Origin of the sequence: Paenibacillus sp. FSL k6-2145, from assembly GCF_037976585.1 — a bacterium.
Lineage (GTDB): Bacteria > Bacillota > Bacilli > Paenibacillales > Paenibacillaceae > Paenibacillus.
Genome location: NZ_CP150267.1, coordinates 2,671,729 through 2,687,388, shown reverse-complemented (window position 1 = coordinate 2,687,388; position 15,660 = coordinate 2,671,729). Strand labels below are relative to the sequence as shown.

Here is a 15,660-nt window from a genome sequence, read left to right as displayed (position 1 = left end):
GACAGACAAAATGAGCATATTCCGTCATTTAACGTGTCTGTGATTCGTTAGATCTACCAACGTAGCAAATTAGGCCGATTAAGACGTGCTAAGTTCGTTAGAGTCTGCTACATATGTTACTTCAGTTCATGATGCCATAGCGGCATCGCATTACACATTGCAATTCAATTTCCGCCTGATACATATCGTGCTCCGCTCAAAACTCCTGCCCCTCACATGTACGCGCTTCTCTAATATGTACATCTCCCGGTCCTCACTCCAGAAGAACGGCCTTTCACTACCTGCTCTCCATCCGAACGTTTTTCTTTACACCCACCCTATGGCCATTGCTGCCGTCCATCCTGCACTTCATTCAAAATATGCTTCATCACGGGCACGTACACCTTCCAGTAGAACATGTCAGGGATATCTTTCTGATCTGGCGTAAGCTTGGACCGGACGACCTCCCATCCCCGGATTCGGCGCCAGAAGGAATAATGCTTCATCTCACCAAATGACCCTGCCATGTAATACGACCGATTATAGTCATCGTAGCGGACAAGTGCAGCAAATTCCGCGGGTATTCCTGCATTCCCCAGTTTCTGCTCGCCTGCCTTCGTCAAATCCGTCTTATACCAGGCCAGTATGGAATTCTTCTGTTGCGGCACAATGATATCGAACCAGCCATTGTAATGTATATCCTGGGTTATACCGCTCCAATCGCTGCCTTCCGGTGTAAATGCAATCTGTATATTGCCTGTCTTCACATCCGGACCTTTCTCCAGTACCATGACCTGTCCATCCATATGTATCAGCAGCATACCCGCTCCGGAATATGACCATTTCTTCTTCTCCCGCTGCTCATAATTCGCCCGAACCCACCGGGGGACTTCTTCTATACTTTGCAGATTAGATACCGATTTCCCTTGCCATCCACTGCTGTTCACTCCCAAACTGGGATAAAGTTGCTCCCTGGTCATCTTCGAAGCCGTATTTGCCAAGGCACTGTATTCGGCGACAATCGTTACCCCTTTATACGCAGCCTCGCGGATCTTCTGCACATCATATATCGTTAATCCTTCATAGATTCCGCCTTGTTTCCCTGCACTCTTCTGTGCAGACAGACTACTGCGATTCGCCGTCAAATAGATCAGATCCGTGTCTGTCACCTCATCAGGCAGCATTTGTTTCATTCGTGGAAGCCCGTCCTGAAGATCATAGCCGTAATAATCCTCTTCATACGAGTAGTATTCCCCTGTGTGCTGTACAATCTTCTGTTGATTCAAAAGCCAGACCAATCCCTTGTGCCCCTGATAGGACAAGTCCGGTCTGCTCTTGTCAATAATCATAATGTTCAGTGGAACAGGGGCCTGAGATTGCCACATAATCCAGGGGACAACCAGCACCACCGATACCACTGTAAAACAAGCCAGCGTCCACATCGTGGCTGGCCTGTAACTTTTTTTCATAAAGCGTATTCCTCCTTGCTCTGTTCCAAGGTATTGTCAGGATCGGTCGTTAGATTACCCTAATCCATGTCTGCTGTCCTTTTCCTCTGCCTTCCGCAATCCCATAGCCTGCAAAATGCCAAACATACGGAATATATTGTTCAGCGGTCCGAACCAGAACGTCTCCGAACAAGCATACAATAACAGACGCGTCACTGCTCTGGACGTGTACGCTTTGCGTGAACACCATACTTCGAACATTACCATACCAGCGGACAACAGTGAACCATAGAGCGTGAGCAGCAAAGCGAGAATGATGCATAGGTTGATATCCACCAACTGTAGCCCTATGCCTGCAATGAACAGCAAAATCGCTCCCAGTTCCATCACAGGTCCCAACAATTCGATCAGAATAAAATAAGGGATGGATACCATCCCCATCCAGCCATAGGCCGGATTAAAGATCATGCTCCGCTGAGTCCATAGACTGCTTGCAAGCTGCATGTGCCAACCGATACGCTGTCTGCACAGCTGACGCCATGTACCGGGTACTTCTACCCTGCAGATCGGATCGGGAATATATATAATACGGCCATGTTCCCGGATCTGCTTCATATGTTTCTGTAACCGCATCACCAGTTCCATGTGAGCGACCTGGTCGTCGCGCTTGTAACCCCCAACTTCCAACACCCGGTTCTTTTTGAATACACCGAATACTTGGGCCGTAAATAAAAGCACATTAATGTTGTAACGAACAAGTCCCACACCACTAATCAAAAAAGCACGCACGTATTCAATGGTCTGCATTACATACAACGTACTGCCCGTAAGTCTTGTGCTGTTATCCGTTAAATCTGCATGATCCGTATTTCTGGGGGCCATGAGATCTAATCGTCCACTACAAGCAACGACCTCTTCTCCTGGGAGAGCATCCATAACGGGTTTCATAATCTTCACCAATGCATCCCGTTCCAGAACTGTCCAGGGTCCAACAGAGGCGATATAAGGATATTGCGAGATATTCAGGCCTGCATTCAGGGAGTCCATTCGTCCTCCATATTCCTTGTCGATCACAATCAGACGATGATGCAACCTGGATTGGTAGACACATTTAATCTGAGCCGTCTCCTGGCCGAGTCCCGAATAATGAACTTTACTCCGAATGGGCACTAGATCATAGGTTTCTATTAACCGTGGCATTGTTCCATCCTCTGATCCATCATTAATGATAATAACCTCATAGCGTGCATACTGAATATCCAGCAGACAATTAATTCGCTGTATGATCGTATTCTCTCTATTACGCATCGGGACAAGCAGGGATACCGCAGGAGCCAGTTCTTCATCCAACATCTCATGATATTGCAGCGGGTCCAGATCCCTCTGGCGAATCAATGTGCGAGCGGCAGCGACTACCAGAACACTGCACATCACAATCGCTAACACCAGATAGATAAATACCCCCTCGTAACATGCCAAAACAAAACTCTGCAACATCTCAATCCATCTTTCGTCCATACTGCATCCTTTCCAGCGTTTCCTCCGCTATCTGCCTTGCATATTTATCCGGATGGTTTACAGCCGTTTCCCGGAGTTCTTCAAGTCCCTGCTCGTACCGGGCAAGAGAATTCGCCGCTTCCTGTCGGATCTGAAAAGAAGGATCACCCATCATTATCTTCAGTCTAGGAATAAAAGCATCCGCATGAACAGTACCCATAAGCCGGGTCACTGTTAGTCTTTCCGAGCGTTGCCTTTCCTCACCAGATTCGTTCCATACCAGCAATAGCCCCTTCAGCAACTCTTCACGCCCTCTGCCCACTTGAGCCAATGCCTGATAAGCGAGGGTACGCAGCAGCGCATCCTCTCCAAGAATGAGCTTCTCCAGTAGAACAACAGCACCCTCCGTCTGGTCATCCCGAATACGAATGGCATGGACGATATTACACTGGACCTGATAAGGTACATCCTTGAAATGATCCTTCAGACGAGTCCAGGATGAATCGGTAAGCAACAACAGAATCTGCAGATACTGCGAATCGGACCATACATATTGCTCACGCAACAATTCCTTCACGATTCTGAAATAACCGGTTCGGGCATATATGCGCAAAATGATGAAGCGTTCAAGCGGCGTACAGGAAGTAACCCGCAGCATATCCTCTAACCTGGGCAGAAGCTCTATCATATGAAACTGTTCAATATATAACAACGTGTTAACCCGTTCACTCCACTTTCTCGTCTTCAGAACCGACCGGTATGAACTTCCAAAGACTTGCCAGGATAACAGACGAATTCGCAGAGTCTCGTGCTCTACCGGACCTTGAGCAAGCCGTTGCAATAACAGCTGCTGCAAAACGCTCTGTTGATCTCCACTCATATTCAATAAGTCTACTTTTACTTCTCCTTGGCCCAAATACCGCTGTAACACCGAATCTTCGGAAAGTAATTCCTGCATCAGCGCTGTCTTAACCTTTTCCCTGCGCCTACTGCTATATTTCATCCATAAGATGTAACCGTAGATAACCAGCAAAAAAGCTAGTACACTTGCACACACAAGGCTGACCAGATGTACTAACCAATCTGTATTACCCATAAGCCACCCTCTATGATGTGAGCCGATAAGCTTGATATACATCCATTGTTGTCCAATCATTGCATGATTTCCCCTTAATCGAATAAACGGCCTTACAACGGGCACAATAATACAAAATTTTCAAATACACCCTGTGAATACATATCGGGTATATGATACACTAAGCTTTCTATCGGCTTTCTACGTTTGTGATATAATAGGAACTGAAAATTCCGGCAATTCGTACTGGGTTCCGGATCTCCGGATAACATATTATTCCAGAAAGAGGGAGTTCTACGTGGCTCAAATCAGTCCGTACTACCTGCAAATCGGAGCAACCGTGGGCATGCTTGTCATGGCACTGCTTGCCATCTTCATCCGCATGAAAGCCAGTCACAGACCGGTGACCATTCGTAAAATCCTTATTCCTCCGCTCGGCATGAGCACAGGATTTCTCATGTTTGTTGTACCTGAGACTCATGTTCCTCTACTCTGGGCATTCATTGCGTTTCTGGTGGGCTGGTTCCTCTTTTCCTATCCCCTCATTCGCAGTACACGGTTTGAACGAGTAGGTGAAGAAATTTTTGCCACACGTTCTCGCAGCTTTGCTTTTATCTTGCTTGGATTGTTGGCCGTACGCCTGATCCTGCATGAAGTCATCCAGCGATATGTAAGTATTCCGCAAACGGGCGGATTGTTTTTCCTGCTGGCTTTTGGCATGATTGTACGCTGGCGTGTATATATGTACAAACACTACAAAGAAGTGCTGGTCGCCGAACACTAGTCACCCTACATAGACCACGCACAGATTTACAGATAAAAAGACACGTTCTGCTGCACCCTCGGTGTGCAGAACGTGTCTTTTCGTTTTCAACCTAATTTGTACATGTAAACCATTCAATATCTATTCAGGATCTGCAACCTTAACCAGCTGCTTGCCCAGATTATCTCCCGAGAAGAGGCCCATGAATGCTTCCGGCGTCTGTTCGAAGCCGTCCACAATGTTTTCTTCATACTGGATATGACCTTCCTTGATCCATTTCGCCAACTTGGCGCGGCCTTCTTTGAAGGATTTCGTATAGTCACCCAGCAGGAAACCTTTCATTAATGCTGTATTTGTTAACAGCAACGTCTGTGGACGCATGCCTATATCCGGTTTCTCCAGATTATAGGATGAGATCTGACCGCATAACGGAATACGTGCATTCCGATTGATGTGGCGCAAGACTGCATCCGAGATGTCACCGCCCACATTGTCAAAGTAGACATCTACACCATCCGGGCAAGCCCGTTCAATGGCCGCTGACATATCCTGCTCCTTCTTGTAGTTCAACACCACGTCGAAGCCCAGCTTTTCTTTCAAATAAGCGCATTTCTCATCAGAGCCTGCAATACCAACCACGCGTGCTCCCACAATTTTACCAATCTGACCTGCAATCATGCCTACCGCTCCGGCTGCTCCCGATACAACGACCGTTTCGCCGTCCTTCGGTTTGCCGATGTCCTCCATACCAAAATAAGCCGTCAGACCCGTCAGGCCTAGCGCACCCAGGTAAGCGGTGATTGGTGCTTCTTCCGTATCGATCAGCGACAGATCCCCCGTATTCACTGCGGCATATTGCTGCCAGCCCCACATACCGGATACGAGATCTCCTTTGCGCAGATTGGGTTCCGAAGATTCTACAACCTGCCCAATGGCTCCACCCATGATCACTTCATTTAACGCGTACGGTGCAGCATAGGACTTTGTATCTTTCATGCGGCCCCGCATGTACGGATCGACCGACAAATATAATGTACGTACCAGAACTTGCCCAGCTTCCGGTTCAGGAAGAGGTGCATCAATGAAGTTGAAATTCTCTTTGGAAGGGGCACCTTCGGGACGAGACGCAAGTACGATCTGTTTATTTAAAGACACCAAAATTACCTCCTTGTTGCCAAGTGGACGCAAGGTTAACCCTTGTCAGCTGAGATCACTTACCACTGGCTCTGTGTTATCACTTCTTAATAGTTTAAACCGAAACAGGCGGATCACAAACGTGGGCCGCCTTGAAATATGCAAATATCGTCACATTGTAGCTGCTTTTGGCTATTATTGTGCTGTCAAAATCAGTGGACCATCCGCCGTAATCGCAATCGTATGTTCATACTGGGCAGACAGACTTCCATCCATAGTACGAGCAGTCCATCCATCTGAATCCAGCTTACTTCGGAACGTACCAATATTCAGCATTGGTTCGATCGTAATAACCATGCCTTCCTTGAGACGCGGACCCCGATGAGGCGGACCGTAGTGAGGGACTTGTGGTTCCTCATGCATCTTCTCACCAATGCCGTGTCCAATAAACTCACGCACAACCGATAGGCCTTCACCTTCTGCATAGACTTGAATCGCATTGGAGATATCTCCGATCCGGTTGCCCACCACGGCAAGTTCAATGCCTTTGTACAGAGAGTTTTTGGTTACATCCAGCAGATGTTGTGCTTCCGGAGTCACTTCACCTACAGCATATGACCAAGCCGAATCCGCCAGCCAGCCATTTAGATTAACCACCATGTCGATTGTAACGATATCGCCGTCTTTCAGTGCATATTTTCCCGGAAACCCGTGACAGATCACATCATTAACCGACGCACATGTCGCATATTGGTATCCGTTATATCCCTTTTGTTCCGGCGTAGCGCCATTTTTCTTCATAAAAGCTTCTGCAAACTGGTCGATCTCCTGTGTCGTAATGCCTGGACGAATCATCTTTGCAATTTCTCTATGGCATGCGGCGAGAATTTCTCCGGCTTTTTTCATATATTCAATCTGTTCTTTGGTCTTCAATGTAATCATAATAACTACTCCTGTCCGTTAAAATCTTATCCTGTCCTCTATTGTAACGCTAAACACTCAAAATAAAAAATTCCGCGCAATCAGCAACATCCTATTATACGCCAAGCGCCTGTCCAATGAATACAATTATCCATGAAAAAATCGAAACCCCTTCTGATCTAGCCACGTATATGCTTAAAACAGTTGAAGTCGAAAGGGTGAAAGCTCATGTTCAAAAAGATTATCGGCAAACTTATCGATTCCAAATCTTCATCTCACCGCAAACGTTACAGCTCCTCGGACAGGCGCTCCTATAAACGTCACAGCAGTTCTTCAGGCAAGCGTTCCTACAAGCGCTATTCTTCTTCAGATGTGAAATACCGGGACAGCCGCAGTGGCTCCGGTTATTACAAAAGCAGAAAATACAGCTCCAGCTAAGCTGCTCTCACGACTGCTTTTAAAGAGCAATGATCGTGCCAGCTTATTAGACGCTACAATAAATGAATATGTAATAAAGGGGTGTTCGCTAGCCGTACTTACGGCCAGCAGAACACCCCTTTATTTGTTTCTATATAGCAAAAAGGAAAAAGACCCCTATAGATATCATACGAAGAGGTCACGGATAACAAATATAGGTCCACCTACAGAGCTTATTTCATTGTAATTTCAGCAACACATTCGCAATCTCCGCCTGTAACTCTGTCGCCCCACCCTCATAACCTGGACGGAGTCCAAGGAGTCGCTCCAGCATCTGGTGCAATTCCGGCGTAAGCTTAAGTTCCTCCTGCCAGCTGGCGGGTTCACGGCCCTTCTCTGGCTCATAAGCCGAATACAGCATGAAGAGAAGAAAGTGGCCGATATCCTGCAAATCATGATCCGGTGTAGCCCGCTCATCTTCAGGCTCAGGGACTTCACGCATACGTCGCTTCAGCTCCGGCAACAACGGCTCCCCCAAGCGTCTCGCCAGGCCAAAGTCAATTAGATGTACCGCCCCTTCACGTAAAATAACATTGGGAATCCGCACATCTCCATGAATATATCCCTGCTCATGCACATGAGCCACCGGAACCAGCAGTTGTCCTGCCAATTCCAGACATTCCCGCTCCGTATATCGAAGACCTTGCTCAAATATGCAATCTTCCAGCGTCTGTCCACGAATATACTCGGTAACGATATAACTTCGTCTCCCGGATGTGAACACATCCAATAGATCAGGGATCGCCGGATGATGCAGACGCCTCATCACGTCCGCCTCCCGCTCCAACAGGTGCGCAGAGAGTCTGCCCTTGCTAGGTTTGGACTCCTTCAACGCCACTTCCCTGCCATTCTGGTCATCTGTACACAGGTATGTCAGCCCATAGCTCCCCATACCCAGCAATTCCTTTATTGTATAACGCTCAGCAATGGTCGTGCCTTCCCGCCGAGGACGATCCGTCCATAGTCCGAGCAATCTTTGCCAACTTCGTCGCAGCTCCACAGATCCTCCCACGCCAGCTTCCTGATCCACTCAGTCTTTATCTATACTGAGTAGTCCGCTGCCAGTCTTCATGTTGTATGGAGCTTATTATATCAGGCCCATAATGCAAAATCACGATGAGCAAGAGCCTGTCATTCAAGCTTCCTTATGCTTCTTGGGTAGGAACCCGAACAACATACGCAGGGATACTCCTTTTGGTTTGCGTTTTCTTCCCTGGAAGCTGCGCAAGTTGGTCACGAGTTCGCGATCTCGCTCTTCCTCCAGCTTCTCGTTCATCCACAGGCGCTGTTTCTCCATCTGTTCCTGGAGCGCCATATGTGTCTCCGCCAGATGCTGAAGGGTCAGCTCCAGTTCATCGACCCGCTGTTGCAGCAACTGTACCCGATCATCCTGCTGTTGTTCTACAGCACCATAAGTCACCTCACTTACCAGTTGCTCCAGACCTTCATAGGATCTCAGATTACCCATTATTTCAGGTTCTTCAGGGAATACGGATGACATTGATGTTGCTGCACATTCCGACTCTGACAGACCTTCGATCCCTACCTCAGGTACATCTACTTCTACTACAGCTACAGGTACTTCTGGAGCTAATACAGTCACCACAGCATCAGCCAGGGGTAGATTATGCTCTCTGAGTTCAGTCATCAGGCGTTCAATGCATTCGATGTCGTCGGACTTGAATAGTCTGGATTTGTTGGCGGAACGTTCGAACCGGTATCCCTGCTCTTCCAGTGCCGCCGCATATTTACGAAGAGTACTGGCACCTATGCCCAGGCTCTTGGCCGTTTCCGTCGTTGCTCCTGCTTCTTCAATCATCATTAATTCCCTCCCGGAATGAAGTCTTTTGGGAATCAATTTCATAATACCTTTAGTGAGTTATGAAATTGATTCTTGGATAAAAACATTATGGCTTCAGCGTTCCTTTTTTTTGGAACCGTCATCGGATCGGGGCAACCTGTCTCATGGATCAAGTATGGCTTATCTTTTGCTTGTCCGTATGTATTCGTCAGCTTCTCGGCAGATCCCTTTGGCGGTTTTGTTCTGTTTCTGCGGATTCCTAAGAAGTTTTGTCAGGTATATGATCCGCACAAATAACCCCCATTCCGACAATGAGCATGAATGCTGTCATGTCGAATGACACAGTTGCAAACGCCGTCAAATCATATGATTAGGAATTATTCATGTCAATTTTGTTAACTCCGTTACTCCAATACGCTCCCGCGATAGCGGATATCATTGCTGCACAGCTTTTCCATGTGTTATCTTATGTAACGTAGAAGTACATTCCAGCATAAAATAAAGGACTATACTTAACATAGGACGCATTAGTAACGGATAAATATCAATCTAAATGGGGGCTGAACGGCAGTGTTAGGCAAATCAGGCAAAGTAGCGGTGATCGGGGCGGGTCTTGTCGGTTCGAGTTGTGCGTATTCCATGATTAATCAATCGATATGCAGGGAAATTATGATGGTGGACCGGACGTACGACCGTGCTGTAGCACAGGCATTGGATTTTTCCCATTGTATGGACTTCACACATAACCGCACCAAGGTATATGCAGGCACGTACGCGGATTGTGGCAATATGGATGTTATTGTCTTAACTGCCGGAGCGAATCCCAAGCCAGGACAGACACGGCTGGATATTCTGGAGGAAGCGGAATCGATTGCTAAAGACATCGTGGTCCCGATCATGAAAAGTGGATTTAACGGGATTTTTGTCGTCGCTGCCAATCCGGTTGACATAGTAACTTATATGGTATGGAAATTATCTGGTCTGCCGCGTGAGCATGTCATCGGCACAGGAACGTCCATTGACTCTTCAAGGCTTAAAACGCTGCTGTCTGAAGTCTTCTCCATCGATCCACGCAGTGTGCACGGTTATGCCCTCGGGGAGCATGGAGAATCCCAGTTCGTAGCCTGGTCTCATGTGACCATCGGTGGCAAACCGATTATGCACATCATGGATCAGCACAAGGAGCGCTTCAAACATCTGGATCTGGACGATATTGCACGCAAAACGAAGGATGCCGGTTGGGAAATCTTTACCCGTAAAGGTTCTACCCAATTCGGAATCGGCAATGCCCTCGCGCACATCACTCGTTCCATCCTCAATGACGAACACAAGATCATCGCCGTATCGGCTATTCTGGACGGAGAGTACGAGCAACACAACGTCTGCGTCGGTGTTCCTGCAATCATCGGTGGCAATGGCATTCAGGAGATTATCGAATTGAATCTGGATGCAACGGAACGTGAGAAATTCAACAATTCCTGTGAAATCCTATCTGGTAACATCAATCGTCTGACACTGGTATAAGCCATTTGTATACTACTCCACTTTTGTATGCTTCGGCTCAACTTCAAAAGCCTGCCAACGCAAACACGCCAATAACACTCCATCAGTGGAGGATTATTGGCGTGTTTGCGTTTATTATTTTTCACAGCCAGATGAATCAATTTCATAATACCTTCAGCTGCTTCAATCAAGGCTAGATATAGATCAAAACGGTTCATTTTGTCTATATTTAGTTACAGAAATCTATTTTAGTGAGTTATGAAATTGATTTGAGTAGTTGTTCAATTTGGCGCAAGTTGAGGTTCGTCCCTTGGCCCCCATTGCTGTAACACCCGCTTCAACTCACTCAGCATAACCGGTTTGCTAATGAAGTCACGCATACCAATCTCCAGACAAGCTTCCTTATCTTCACGTTTGGCATTGCCTGTAACTGCGATGATTGGAGGTATGCGATCCTGTGGAATTAGGCGGTGTAACAGGTCTGTCGCCTTCAGTCCATCCATCACAGGCATATGAATATCCATCAGGACAATATCATAAGCATTCTGAGAGATGGCATCAATTGCCTCCACGCCATTAGTACACACATCTGCCTGGTATCCGAGCTTCTCCAGATATTCTCGCAAAATCTTCCGGTTCACCGGATGATCCTCCGCCACCAGAATACGCATGGCGACCTTATCACTCTGACGTGTACGATCATGATGGAATTGACTTGCTGTCTGTTCTGCTGAAGCATCTACACTCGCCGCAGGAACAGCAAACCGGAAGGTTGAGCCCTCCCCTTCTATACTCTCGACACTGATGCTGCCTCCCATGATCTCCACGAGTCGCTTGGAGATGACCAGTCCCAGTCCGGTACCACCATACTTCCGGTTAATCACCGGGTGTAGTTGAGAGAAGGACTGAAACAACTGATCCAGCTTGTCAGCCGGGATGCCAATTCCCGTATCTTGCACCGCAAAATCAAGAACGCTGTCTTCAGGCTTTCTGCCCTTGATAATATCCACGTTAACATCAATGCTTCCCTGATCTGTGAACTTGAGCGCATTGCCAACCAAGTTCACCAGAATCTGCCGGATACGTATAGCGTCACCGACCATGAACTCAGGGATGCTTGGATTGAGGCGATATCTGATCTCCAGATGTTTCTCATCTGCACGCGGTTTAAACAGCTCGGCAACCTGTTCCAGCATCTTGCGTAATGCAAATGGTTCATAAGCCAGTGCCATTTTCCCGGATTCCAGCTTACTGAAGTCCAAAATATCATTAAGGATGTTCAGCAGAGCATCACCGCTGTCTCGAATAATCTCGGCATATTCACGCTGTTCTTCCGATAAATCTGTACCGATCAACAATTCTGTCATCCCCACGATCCCGTTCATCGGTGTCCGGATCTCATGGCTAACCATCGACAGAAATTCTGACTTGGCCTGAGCTGCCAGCTCAGCTGTTTCTTTGGCACGTACAATTTCACGTTCGCCAGTCACATCATTAAACACAACCACAGCACCCTGAATCTGTCCCTGTTCAATAATCGGCGTCACCTGATACTGCACCAGAAAGCTGCTGCCATCTTTACGCCAGAACACATCTTCCTTGATCGAACGTCTCTGTCCATCCAACACGGTCATGTGGATCGGGCACTCTTCTTGAGGCAAATGACTTCCGTCTGCACGGGTGTGATGGATGATGGGATGTGAGTTTTTGCCAATGAATTCTTTCGCCTCATAACCGAACATCGAAGCTGCTGCTGGATTCATAAACATGGTGATTCCATCCGCATCCAAACCAAATATTCCTTCCGTAACCGTGTTGAGAATCAGCTCATGTTGCTTGCTAAGCTCCTGAATCCGTTCCGTATATTCCTTGCGCTCGGTAATATCGGACACGATCCCATAGACGCCTACCATTTCCTTATCCACAATAATGGGCACATTCGTAACAGATACTTCAATCTTCCGACCACTTGAATTGACGATTCGGGTCTCATAATATTGCGGTTCGCCTTGCTTCACCATTTCAAAATAATGTTTGCCGTATTGCACTTCGCATTTATCCAGATTGGATAAAAAAGATTGGCCAATAAGCTTATTACGCGGAATATCCAGCATTTGCACCAGTTTGCTGTTCACTGCGCTGTATTTACCTTCCAGATTCAATGAATACACAGCTGCCGGGTTATGTTCGAACAACGATCTGTATCGCTGACGGCTTTCCCGAAGACGTCTGTCCGCATCCTTATGCTGGGTAATATCCCTGCTGATGCTTACAATCTGGACACTCTTGCCACGCTCTCCAGCCACAGGTTTCGCCAATGTCTCCATCCAGATATAGTGTCCCTTCTTGTGCAACACACGCATCTTGCAGCCATTGCCGATCTTGGAAAGATCCATAGGGTCCGGATAGTCTCCCGGATAACAATAATCCTTGAAGGACTTGCCCGTGACTTCCTCCGGCTTATAACCGAGCAAGGCGTACACGGAAGGGGAGACATATAACAACTCTCCATCCGCAGAACAAGTCGTAATCAGATCTTGCGCATGGTCAGCCAGCACCTGATATTTCTCCTGTGCCTCCTTAAGCTCACGTTGCACTTCCAGGATATCGGTAACATCTTTGGCAATACCATAGATTCCTACAACTTCGTTTCCCTCCGTTATAGGCACATACGTGATCTCTGCCTGTTTCAGGGAACCATCTTTATGATAAAAAGTAATGGAATTACTGACTGAACGTCCAGCCAGCACTTCTTTAATATATTCTTTCCGTGAATTTTCACTGTCTGGAGGACAGATCTCACTCTGATTCATACGAATCAAGTCATCCAGTGTATACCCTGATATCCGCTCTACCGAGGGATTAGCATCAATATAGTTTCCATGGATGTCCATCACATAAATGGCATCCGGATGGTTAAAAAACAGTGATTGGTAAGAACTTCCCTCAGAAATAATGCGCTTCAGGGTTTCCGTTTTATTAATATCCAAGGCTTACCCCTCTTTTCTCAGCCAATATCTTCATCTAACAACAGGGATGGATTATCCCTTACAGAAATGGGCCTACCCTCGAATAACCACGTAAGCCAGCCTAGAAACAGCTTTTTTTATTTTACCAGATTCTCGTCTCATTTTGCTTACAATCTATGATCCAATTCACATGATGTGTGATGTAATACTTGGAAATTTTGATTTTACGCAGGAGACGTCTTCAAGGAAAGACAAGTTATACAAGAATCAATGTAAGCCTCTAACAAGCTTGAAGTTCAATTCCAAGTCAGCTGATTCTGGCGAATGGCTAAACGATTTTCTAAAGAACTCAGGACATCTTATTTGGTGTCCATGTGGCCTTTTTAAATTTTAAAGAACATCAGACACGTTAATCCCCATAATCTCCTGTCATAAACGCTGCAAACGGTCGTTTCATTGGATATAACATGTCTCAGGTTTCTTAGATTTCTGAGATCACTTCAAATCCTTGAATAAGACTCCTCAGATTCGTTAGGGAGTTGAGAGGATAAACCCGCCCCCCGCCTAAAGCAAATCTTCTCAAGGAAAGAGAGATCATCTGCTCTTGCGATGCCTGGATATAAAATTAACGATACAATTTGTATCGAAAAGGCTATAATCGTTAAAAAAACGATTTTCAACTACGGAGAGGACGGATGAATCATGCTGCCCAACAGAGTTAAAATTGCTTACGATAAACTAAGAGGCTTGGCCATCTTTGGTAAAATCCAGCCCTCTATGGGCCTGCTGCCACGAATCAGGGGTAAGGTTTATCTGAATAGATTGGGTGACTTGCAGGTGGGAAAACGGCTTAACATTATAGGCAAACCATGGGGAACCCAGTTAACCGTAGTCAAAGGCGCGCGATTAACGATTGGCGATGACGTCATGATTAATGCAGGAGTCGGGATTGCCGCTAACGTTGAAGTGACCATCGGCAATAACGTCATGATTGGTCCTCGAACTAGCATATTCGACAGTGCCTATCACCGGATTGACTCTCTGGATGACGGGAGCCAGACTGCCAAGCGGATTGTGATTCAAGATAATGCCTGGATTGGTACAGGCGCGCTTATTTTGCCCGGAGTGACCATTGGCAGAAATGCAGTTGTGGCAGCAGGAAGCACGGTGACCAAAGATGTACCCGAAAATACACTTGTAGCCGGGGCACCAGCCAAAATCATTCGGGAGTTGACCATTCATGATGGGTGGGTCAGACATTAGAAAAAATCCTCCTGAAGCATACATACAATAGAGCTTTGCATGTTTTGCTTAAAGAGGATTTTGATCTACGATAACCAAATGTGTAACGGATTATTCATATTTCTTTTTTCGCAAAATACATCATGCCGATTCCAATAAAAATAACAGCACTGCCTCCAACAACCGCCAGCATCGTCATCAGTGGCACGTTGTAGGCTCCGAAACCTGCGCCGTCCACGGGTGTCATCAGAATCATCGGTTGTGCCCATGGATAATACGGCCCATATGTCGCCGAGTTTACAATGAGAATATTCGGTATGGTTAGTGCAAAATTCAGTGCGAGCGGTGCGGCAAAGCTGCTCCACACCAATGAAACGAACATCTGCAGGGCAGCCAAGGGTACACAAGCTAGCAACCCAAGCAGCAGTTTGCTCGCCAAGAATCCCCAAGGTACAAGCATCGTAATGCCGTGAATCATGCCTGCCAGCAGAATGGACATCAGCAATAATACTTGTGTACCCGCCAGAAGCATGAGCACAATCGTCAGTTTACCTGCATATACGCCTGAACGTGTGAGCGGTAAAACCAGCATCTGCTTCCACCCTCCACCTGCATGTTCAAAACGGCAGACAAAGGACGTAAACACGCCAGTCAGCATCGGTAATAATAACAATCCGTGCAGGAAAACCATCGTGTTCATCAATACCTGCCAATTTCCCGATGGAGTAGACAACAGTCCGATGAGCAGCGCAATGAGTGGACTCAGCAGAATCAGAAGCCATATGGGGGACTTGCCCATTTTCAATCGTTCAGCGGACAAAATTCGGAAGTAAGTTGTCGCAAAGCTCATG

General features: G+C 46.8%; 13 protein-coding genes. 4 read left to right on the top strand and 9 right to left on the bottom strand.

What is annotated here, in order from left to right; all coding sequences use genetic code 11:
• Positions 1 to 317 precede the first annotated feature (317 nt).
• From NZ043_RS12015 to NZ043_RS12005, 3 genes are read right to left on the bottom strand one after another with little or no spacing between them, the layout of a single operon-like run.
• Positions 318 to 1,448 carry a hypothetical protein gene (locus NZ043_RS12015; RefSeq protein ID WP_091038222.1) on the bottom strand — a complete coding sequence of 377 codons (1,131 nt, stop codon included), beginning with the start codon at positions 1,446 to 1,448 and terminating at the stop codon, positions 318 to 320.
• Between the two features lie 54 nt (positions 1,449 to 1,502).
• Positions 1,503 to 2,945, bottom strand: coding sequence for a glycosyltransferase family 2 protein (locus NZ043_RS12010; protein WP_339311932.1), 1,443 nt, complete (start codon positions 2,943 to 2,945; stop codon positions 1,503 to 1,505).
• Positions 2,926 to 4,080, bottom strand: coding sequence for a HEAT repeat domain-containing protein (locus NZ043_RS12005; RefSeq protein WP_339311930.1), 1,155 nt, complete (start codon positions 4,078 to 4,080; stop codon positions 2,926 to 2,928). The genes NZ043_RS12010 and NZ043_RS12005 overlap by 20 nt, the downstream gene beginning before the upstream one ends.
• Positions 4,081 to 4,297: 217 nt before the next feature.
• Between NZ043_RS12005 and NZ043_RS12000 the strand changes: the two genes are divergently transcribed.
• On the top strand, positions 4,298 to 4,783 hold the full coding sequence (locus NZ043_RS12000; RefSeq protein WP_176873064.1) for a cytochrome c biogenesis protein CcdC: 486 nt from the start codon (positions 4,298 to 4,300) through the stop codon (positions 4,781 to 4,783).
• A 120-nt stretch (positions 4,784 to 4,903) separates the two neighbouring features.
• On the opposite strand, the gene NZ043_RS11995 is transcribed toward NZ043_RS12000, so the two are convergent.
• Both NZ043_RS11995 and map read right to left on the bottom strand, forming a co-directional pair.
• A complete protein-coding gene (locus NZ043_RS11995) occupies positions 4,904 to 5,917 on the bottom strand; it encodes an NADP-dependent oxidoreductase (protein WP_091038216.1) in 1,014 nt (337 codons plus the stop codon).
• A gap of 174 nt (positions 5,918 to 6,091) precedes the next feature.
• The gene (gene map, locus NZ043_RS11990) at positions 6,092 to 6,838 is read right to left on the bottom strand and encodes a type I methionyl aminopeptidase (RefSeq protein WP_339311928.1); all 747 of its coding nucleotides are present in this window, start codon (positions 6,836 to 6,838) and stop codon (positions 6,092 to 6,094) included.
• A 207-nt stretch (positions 6,839 to 7,045) separates the two neighbouring features.
• On the opposite strand from map, the gene NZ043_RS11985 reads away from it, so the two are divergent.
• The gene (locus tag NZ043_RS11985; protein ID WP_017690946.1) at positions 7,046 to 7,255 is read left to right on the top strand and encodes a hypothetical protein; all 210 of its coding nucleotides are present in this window, start codon (positions 7,046 to 7,048) and stop codon (positions 7,253 to 7,255) included.
• A 217-nt stretch (positions 7,256 to 7,472) separates the two neighbouring features.
• On the opposite strand, the gene NZ043_RS11980 is transcribed toward NZ043_RS11985, so the two are convergent.
• Both NZ043_RS11980 and NZ043_RS11975 read right to left on the bottom strand, forming a co-directional pair.
• Entirely contained in the window at positions 7,473 to 8,294 is an 822-nt protein-coding gene (locus NZ043_RS11980) for a protein kinase (RefSeq protein ID WP_143023636.1), read from the bottom strand.
• A 135-nt stretch (positions 8,295 to 8,429) separates the two neighbouring features.
• Positions 8,430 to 9,116, bottom strand: a complete 687-nt coding sequence (locus NZ043_RS11975) for a hypothetical protein (protein WP_339311925.1) — start codon at positions 9,114 to 9,116, stop codon at positions 8,430 to 8,432.
• A 549-nt stretch (positions 9,117 to 9,665) separates the two neighbouring features.
• On the opposite strand from NZ043_RS11975, the gene NZ043_RS11970 reads away from it, so the two are divergent.
• Positions 9,666 to 10,619, top strand: coding sequence for an L-lactate dehydrogenase (locus NZ043_RS11970; RefSeq protein WP_091038209.1), 954 nt, complete (start codon positions 9,666 to 9,668; stop codon positions 10,617 to 10,619).
• A gap of 260 nt (positions 10,620 to 10,879) precedes the next feature.
• On the opposite strand, the gene NZ043_RS11965 is transcribed toward NZ043_RS11970, so the two are convergent.
• Positions 10,880 to 13,588, bottom strand: coding sequence for a PAS domain S-box protein (locus NZ043_RS11965; RefSeq protein WP_091038207.1), 2,709 nt, complete (start codon positions 13,586 to 13,588; stop codon positions 10,880 to 10,882).
• Positions 13,589 to 14,269: 681 nt separating this feature from the next.
• Between NZ043_RS11965 and NZ043_RS11960 the strand changes: the two genes are divergently transcribed.
• Positions 14,270 to 14,830 (top strand): DapH/DapD/GlmU-related protein, encoded by a 561-nt coding sequence (locus tag NZ043_RS11960; RefSeq protein WP_133386918.1) that lies wholly within the window; start codon positions 14,270 to 14,272, stop codon positions 14,828 to 14,830.
• 94 nt (positions 14,831 to 14,924) lie between these two features.
• Here the strand turns inward: NZ043_RS11960 and NZ043_RS11955 are convergent, their stop codons facing one another.
• The gene (locus NZ043_RS11955) at positions 14,925 to 15,659 is read right to left on the bottom strand and encodes an ABC transporter permease (protein ID WP_133386919.1); all 735 of its coding nucleotides are present in this window, start codon (positions 15,657 to 15,659) and stop codon (positions 14,925 to 14,927) included.
• Between the last annotated feature and the right edge of the window lies 1 nt (position 15,660).